Below are 5,998 nucleotides of genomic sequence, written 5' to 3'. Positions count from 1 at the left end.
AAACGGCGGCGCGCGGCGGGTGCCCGCGCATGCCACACTGCCGCTGCACTTGGTCCCGCCGCGCGCCGCCGTTTCCCCGCAGCACTTGGTCCCGCGCCTCGCAGTCTCGCCTCCGCGGCCGCTCGCTTCCTCGGCCGCCCGGAACTGTCGGTGGTGCCCGGTAAGCTGGATACCGGGGGCCGGAGGCCTACCCCGCCGCTCGCAAAGCCGCCACGGCCGGGGCGAACATCGTCGTCTTGATCGCGCCCAGCGTTCCCCGGTCCTTGCCCGCCAGGTCCTGGACCCGCTCCCGGGCCACCTTCACCACGTCGCCCTCGGCCGCGACCTCGTCCACCAGCCCGATCTCCGCCGCGGCCAGGCCGCCGAACCGCCGTCCGGTCGTCATCGAGGCGATCGCCGCCGAGGGGGTCAGCTTGCCCTGGATCAACGCCGCCATGCCCGGGGTGAACGGGATGTTGATGTCCGCCTCCGGAAAGCAGAAGTAACCCCGGTCGCTGCGCATCACGCGGAAATCGTGCGCCATCGCCAGCATTGCGCCCGCGCCGAATGCGTGGCCGTTGATCGCCGCCACCGTCGGGACCGGCAGCGTCAGTACCCGCGCGAACAGCTCCTGGACCTCCGCGACGTACTCCGATGCCTGATCACCGTGGGCCGTCAGCCATTCGAGGTCCAGGCCGTTCGAATAGAACTTGCCGCTGCCGGTGGTCACCAGCGGGCCCTCGACTCCGTCCAAAAAGGAATGGACGCGCTGCAGCCAGTCCGGGGAGAACCGGTTTTCGTCGGCGCCGAGGTCAAGTACGGAAACGGTCACGGTCGGTCCTTTTCTCGAGGGGGCACGGTCAGCACGGCCCGCACCGCGGCGGCCAGCCTTTCCCGCACCAGTTGATCGGTGATGTCCCGCCGGAAGAACGCCGTCGGCAGGTCGACGACGCACGTCGTGATCACCTCGACGGCCGGCCCGTCCCCGCGGTCCCACAGCTGCCGGGCCAGCCGGACCAGCAGCGCGACCAAGCGTTTGTCCACTGCGTGCAGCGCTTCCGCCAGCTCGTCGGGCAGTTCCGGGCCGAAGAGCCGGTCGCCCCGCACCTTCAGCAGCATCCGTGCTCCGTCGGGACGCAGCAGCGCGAACTCCGCGGGGGTGTCCGCCGCCGCGACGACCGCTTCCACCGGCGAAGGAGCCAGGTCCACCCGGGAGGTCTGCAGGTCGAGGAACGCCGTTGCCGCGCGTAGCCAAGTCTGGGCCAGCACCGCGCTGAGTGACCCGAACGCGTGGTAGATCGTCCCGTTCGGGACGCCCGCGGCCGCCGCCAGGCCGCGGACCGTCACCTCCGTCGAGGAGGCGACGAGCCGCTCGGCGACGTCGAGGAGCGCGTCGAGGTCGTGGACGCGGGGGCGGGGCATGCCGCGACCATAACAGAGCACGTGCTCCAAAACCAAGGCGGTAGGGTGCCTCCCGTGGAGATCTGGATCAACCCGGCGTGCTCGAAGTGCCGGTCCGCGGTGTCGATGCTCGACGAGGCCGGCGCGGAATACACCGTGCGCCGCTACCTCGAAGACCCGCCGACAGCGACCGAAATCAAAGCCGTCCTGAAGCGCCTCGGCCTCGAACCGTGGGACATCACGCGCACCGCCGAGCCCGTCGCGAAGGAACTCGGCCTCAAGGCCTGGGGCCGCACGCCCGCGGACCGGCCGAAGTGGATCAAGGCGCTGGCCGAGCACCCCAAGCTGATCCAGCGGCCGATCATCACGGCCGACGACGGCACGACGGTCGTCGCCCGCGATCCCGAAACCGTGCGGTCGGTCCTCTAAGGAATCGCGTCGGTCGTCGACAGGAGCGGGACGTCCAGGGGCACCGTCTCCGGGTACTTGATCCCGGCGCCGGTGTTCAGCACGACGACGTCTTCGTCGCCTTCGAGCCACCCCGATTCGCGAAGGTGCTTCAGCGCCGCGAAGCACGCTCCGCCTTCCGGGCAGACGAAGGTGCCTTCGTAAGAGGTCAGTTCCCGTTGCGCCGCCAGCAGTTCCTCGTCGGTGACGGCGATCGCGGTGCCGCCGGTCGCGTACACGGCGTCGAGCACGAGGAAGTCGCCCAGCGCCTTGGGCACCGTGATGCCGAAGGCGACCGTCCGCGCGTCCGGGAACGGCGTGCTTTCCCGCTCACCCCGCAAAAACGCCGTGACGATCGGCGCGCACCCCGTGGCCTGGACGGCGACGAGCCGGGGCAGCGGCCCGGAAACCCAGCCCAGCTCCCGCATCTCCAGCAGCGCCTTGTGGATCCCGATGATGCCGACCCCGCCGCCGGTGGGGTAGAGGATGACGTCGGGCAGCCGCCAGCCGAACTGCTCGGCGATCTCGTACCCCATCGTCTTCTTGCCCTCGATGCGGTACGGCTCCTTCAGCGTGGAGACGTCCTGCACGCCGGGACGCCGCCCGGCCGCCGCGGCGACGAGCTTGCCCGCGTCGCCGATGAGCCCGTCCACCCGGTACAGCTCGGCACCGGCGGCGACGCACTCGCGCATGGTGATCGCCGGCGCGTCGTCCGGCATCGCGACCAGGCTCGACAGCCCCGCGCGCGCCGCGTACAACGCCCACGCCGCGCCGGCGTTGCCGTTCGTCGGCATCGCGATCCCGCGCACGCCCAGTTCGGCCGCCCGCGAGACGCCGACCGCGGCCCCGCGCGCCTTGAACGTGCCGGTCGGGACCAGGCCTTCGTCCTTCATCCACAGGCGCGACAGTCCCAGCTCGCGGCCGTAGCGCGGCAGGCGCAGCAACGGCGTCATGCCCTCGCCGAGGCTGACGACGTGCTCGGCCGAGCGCACCGGCAGCACCTCGTGGTAACGCCACAGCGTCGGCTCGCGCCCGGCGATCTCCTTCGGCGTCACGGCCTCGCGGACCCCGTCGAGGTCGTAGCGCGCGAGCAGCGGCGCGCCCGACGGGGAGAGGCCCTGGACCGCGTCGGCGTCCAGGCGGTCGCCGGTTCGCGAGCACTCGAGGTGGCTGAGGAACGAGTACGGCACAACGCCGATCCTAGGTCCTAAAGTGAGCACATGGACGCGCTGCGGGTGTGCCTGTACGTCTTCGCCGGGGTGACGCTCGGCACCTGGCTGGTCTCCGTGCTGACCAGGGAGTACTCCTGGGTCGACCGGATCTGGTCGATCGTGCCGGTGGCCTACGTGGGGATCTTCGCCGGCGCCGCCGGGTTCGCCGACGCGCGGCTCGACGTGATGTTCGCGCTGGTCGCGCTGTGGGGCATCCGGCTCACCTTCAACTTCGCCCGGAAGGGCGGCTACGCGCCCGGCGGCGAGGACTACCGGTGGGCGGTGCTGCGCGAGCGGATGGCGCCGTGGCAGTTCCAGCTGTTCAACTTCTTCTTCATCTCGCTGTACCAGAACGCGATCCTGCTGCTGATCACGCTCCCCGCGCTGACCGCGCTGGAGCACCCCGGCGGGTTCGGCGTGGCGGACGTCGTCGTCGCGCTGGTCTTCGCCGCCTTCCTGGCCGGGGAGACGGTCGCCGACCAGCAGCAGTGGGTGTTCCACCGCGAGAAGCACGCCGGCCGGGCGCCGACGCGGTTCCTGCAGGCCGGGCTGTTCCGCTACTCGCGGCACCCGAACTTCTTCTTCGAGCAGGCGCAGTGGTGGGCGGTCGCCGCGTTCGGCGTGGTCGCCGGGGGTCTGCAGTGGACAGTCGCCGGCGCGGTCCTGCTCACGCTGTTGTTCGTGGGGTCGACCCGGTTCACCGAGAGCATCACGAAGTCCCGGTACCCCGAATACGCGGACTACCAGCGGCGGACGTCGGCCGTGGTGCCGTGGCCGGCCCGCGGATGACGGTCGTCGCCGCGCTGCAGATCGCGACCGGCGTCCCCCTCGCGCGGATTCTGGCCTTCGAGGACGATATCCGGGGCGCCGACCTGGTGGTCCTGCCGGAAGCCGTGCTCGGCGGGTATCCGCGCGGGGAGCCGTTCGTGCGCTACTTCGGCGCGGCGGTGACGGTGCCCGGCCCCGAGGTGACCGAGCTGGCCGGACTCGCGGCACGGACCGGCGCCACCCTGGTCGTCGGCGTCATCGAGCGCGACGGCTCGACGCTGTACAGCACGGTGGTCTTCCTCGACCCGGAACTCGGCCTGGTGGCCAAGCACCGCAAGCTGGTCCCGACCGCCCGCGAACGCCTGGTGTGGGGCCGCGGCGACGGCTCGACGCTCCCGGTGGTCCCGACGGCGGCGGGGCGCGCCGGTGCGGCGATCTGCTGGGAGAACCACATGCCGTTGCTGCGGGCGGCGATGTACGCGAAAGGTGTCGAAATCTGGTGCGCCCCGACGGCGGACGACCGCGACGTCTGGCAGGCGTCGATGCGCCACATCGCCGACGAGGGCCGGTGCTTCGTGGTTTCGGCGTGCCCGTACGAGTCGGCCGGCGACGACCCGTTCCGCGGCGGCAGCGTGATCGCCGGCCCGCTCGGGGACGTGCTGGCGGGCCCGCTGCGCGACGCGGAAGGCCTGATCACGGCGGAGATCGACCTCGACGAGATCGTGGCCGCGCGGCACAGCCTCGATGTCTCGGGGCACTACTCGCGGCCGGACGTCTTCTCGCTGACGGTGGACGAGCGTCCCCAGGACGGCGTCACCTTCCTGAGGTGACGCCGTCCCGCGGGGCTCACACCGCCAGCCGGCCGCCGTCCACCGGGAGGATCGCGCCCTGGACGAAGCTCGCGTCACCCGCGGCCAGGAACGCGATCGCCGCCGCGATCTCGTCCGGGGACGCCACGCGTCCGGCCGGGCCCGCCGCCGCCAGCTCGTCCAGGCCGTCGCCGAACACCGCCGTGCCTTCGGTGCGGGTCGGGCCCGGGCTGACCGCGTTGACGCGGACCCCCGACGGGCCGAACTCCGCCGCCCACGCCTTCGTCATCAGCTCCACCGCCGCCTTCGACGCGCCGTACACCGCCATGCCCGCCATCCCGCGCACGGCGACCATCGTGGACACGTTCACGATCGCGCCGTGGCCGCGCGCCGCCATCTCCGGCCCCAACGCGGCGACGAGGAAGAACGGCACCTTCACGTTCGTCGTGAAGACCGCGTCGAAGTCCGCCTCCGGGAAGTCCGCGGTCGGCCCGGTCGGGAACACGCCGGCGTTGTTGACCAGCACGTCGATCGGCCCGGCCACCTCCGTCGCCCGGTCCGCGAGGGCGCGCGCCGACGCGGCGTCCGTCAGGTCCGCCGCGACGAAGTCCGCCTTGCCGCCCGCCGCGCGGATGGTCTCGACGGCCTCGGCGCCACGCCCGGCGTCCCGGCCGGACAGCACGACGTGCGCGCCGAGCCCGGCCAGCGCGACCGCCGTCGCGCGGCCGATCCCGCTCGTGCCGCCCGTCACCAGTGCCGTCGACCCGGCCAGTTCTGCAGTCATCGCTCAACTCCTCCGCAACCCGGGGGGTTTCCCCGGTCGCAGAGTTCAAGCGAGCCCGCCGCAAGAGAACTTCCGGATGGGTGTTCGGCCCTCCTTATACCTCCGATCCGTTCCGCCGATGGTCTTCCAGCGCCGCGACGAACTCGGCGACGTCCCGCCGGCGCGACGCCGCCGGCCACACCGCCCAGGTCCGCCGGACGATCGGGCGCCCGGCCAGCGGCACCCAGCGCACGGTGTCCGGCAGCGGGTACGGCCACTCGGGCGGCGCGAAGGCGTACGCCCCGCCCGCGCTGACCGCCGGGATCTTGAGCTCGACGATCAGCCGCTGCTCCTCCGGCACCTCCGGGCCGACGTCGAGGCCGTGGCTGCGCAGGATCGCCGCCAGCTCGTCGTACCAGGCCGGGCTGCCCGCGCGCGGGAAGGCGAACCACTCCAGGCCGGCCAGGTCCTCCAGCCGGACCGGCGAGCTGGACGTCGGGCTGGTCCGCGAGCGCCCGGCGGGGCCCGACCTGGACGCGGCGCTCGTGGTGACCGAGGACGTCGGCGTCCTGCTGGCCGCGGACCTGGCGGAGAAGCTGGGCTCGCCGGTCCGGCTGGAG

8 protein-coding genes are annotated in these 5,998 nt (G+C 72.4%); 3 read left to right on the top strand and 5 right to left on the bottom strand.

Annotated features, from left to right (window positions below):
* Positions 1–187: 187 nt before the first annotated feature.
* Positions 188–811 (bottom strand): enoyl-CoA hydratase/isomerase family protein, encoded by a 624-nt coding sequence (locus CCN39_RS39105; RefSeq protein ID WP_086850994.1) that lies wholly within the window; start codon positions 809–811, stop codon positions 188–190.
* Positions 808–1,401 (bottom strand): TetR/AcrR family transcriptional regulator, encoded by a 594-nt coding sequence (locus tag CCN39_RS39100; protein ID WP_167455312.1) that lies wholly within the window; start codon positions 1,399–1,401, stop codon positions 808–810. The genes CCN39_RS39105 and CCN39_RS39100 overlap by 4 nt, the downstream gene beginning before the upstream one ends.
* A gap of 54 nt (positions 1,402–1,455) precedes the next feature.
* On the opposite strand from CCN39_RS39100, the gene CCN39_RS39095 reads away from it, so the two are divergent.
* Complete coding sequence (locus CCN39_RS39095) at positions 1,456–1,809, top strand: arsenate reductase family protein (RefSeq protein ID WP_086850992.1); 354 nt, start codon at positions 1,456–1,458, stop codon at positions 1,807–1,809.
* On the opposite strand, the gene CCN39_RS39090 is transcribed toward CCN39_RS39095, so the two are convergent.
* Positions 1,806–3,017, bottom strand: coding sequence for a threonine synthase (locus tag CCN39_RS39090; protein ID WP_086850990.1), 1,212 nt, complete (start codon positions 3,015–3,017; stop codon positions 1,806–1,808). The genes CCN39_RS39095 and CCN39_RS39090 overlap by 4 nt on opposite strands.
* A gap of 30 nt (positions 3,018–3,047) precedes the next feature.
* On the opposite strand from CCN39_RS39090, the gene CCN39_RS39085 reads away from it, so the two are divergent.
* Together CCN39_RS39085 and CCN39_RS39080 are read left to right on the top strand one after the other, a co-directional pair.
* Positions 3,048–3,827 carry a DUF1295 domain-containing protein gene (locus tag CCN39_RS39085; protein ID WP_086850988.1) on the top strand — a complete coding sequence of 260 codons (780 nt, stop codon included), beginning with the start codon at positions 3,048–3,050 and terminating at the stop codon, positions 3,825–3,827.
* Complete coding sequence (locus CCN39_RS39080; protein WP_086850996.1) at positions 3,824–4,636, top strand: carbon-nitrogen hydrolase family protein; 813 nt, start codon at positions 3,824–3,826, stop codon at positions 4,634–4,636. Before CCN39_RS39085 ends, CCN39_RS39080 begins: the two co-directional genes overlap by 4 nt.
* A gap of 16 nt (positions 4,637–4,652) precedes the next feature.
* Here the strand turns inward: CCN39_RS39080 and CCN39_RS39075 are convergent, their stop codons facing one another.
* The gene (locus CCN39_RS39075; protein ID WP_086850986.1) at positions 4,653–5,399 is read right to left on the bottom strand and encodes an SDR family NAD(P)-dependent oxidoreductase; all 747 of its coding nucleotides are present in this window, start codon (positions 5,397–5,399) and stop codon (positions 4,653–4,655) included.
* 94 nt (positions 5,400–5,493) lie between these two features.
* Positions 5,494–5,998: LysR substrate-binding domain-containing protein (locus CCN39_RS39070; RefSeq protein ID WP_244211191.1), on the bottom strand; the 505-nt coding region annotated here is incomplete at its 5' end.

This window comes from Amycolatopsis kentuckyensis (genome assembly GCF_002155975.1).
GTDB lineage: Bacteria > Actinomycetota > Actinomycetes > Mycobacteriales > Pseudonocardiaceae > Amycolatopsis > Amycolatopsis kentuckyensis.
The sequence above is the reverse complement of the archived record's forward strand: the minus strand, read 5'-3'. Positions and strand labels throughout refer to the sequence as shown.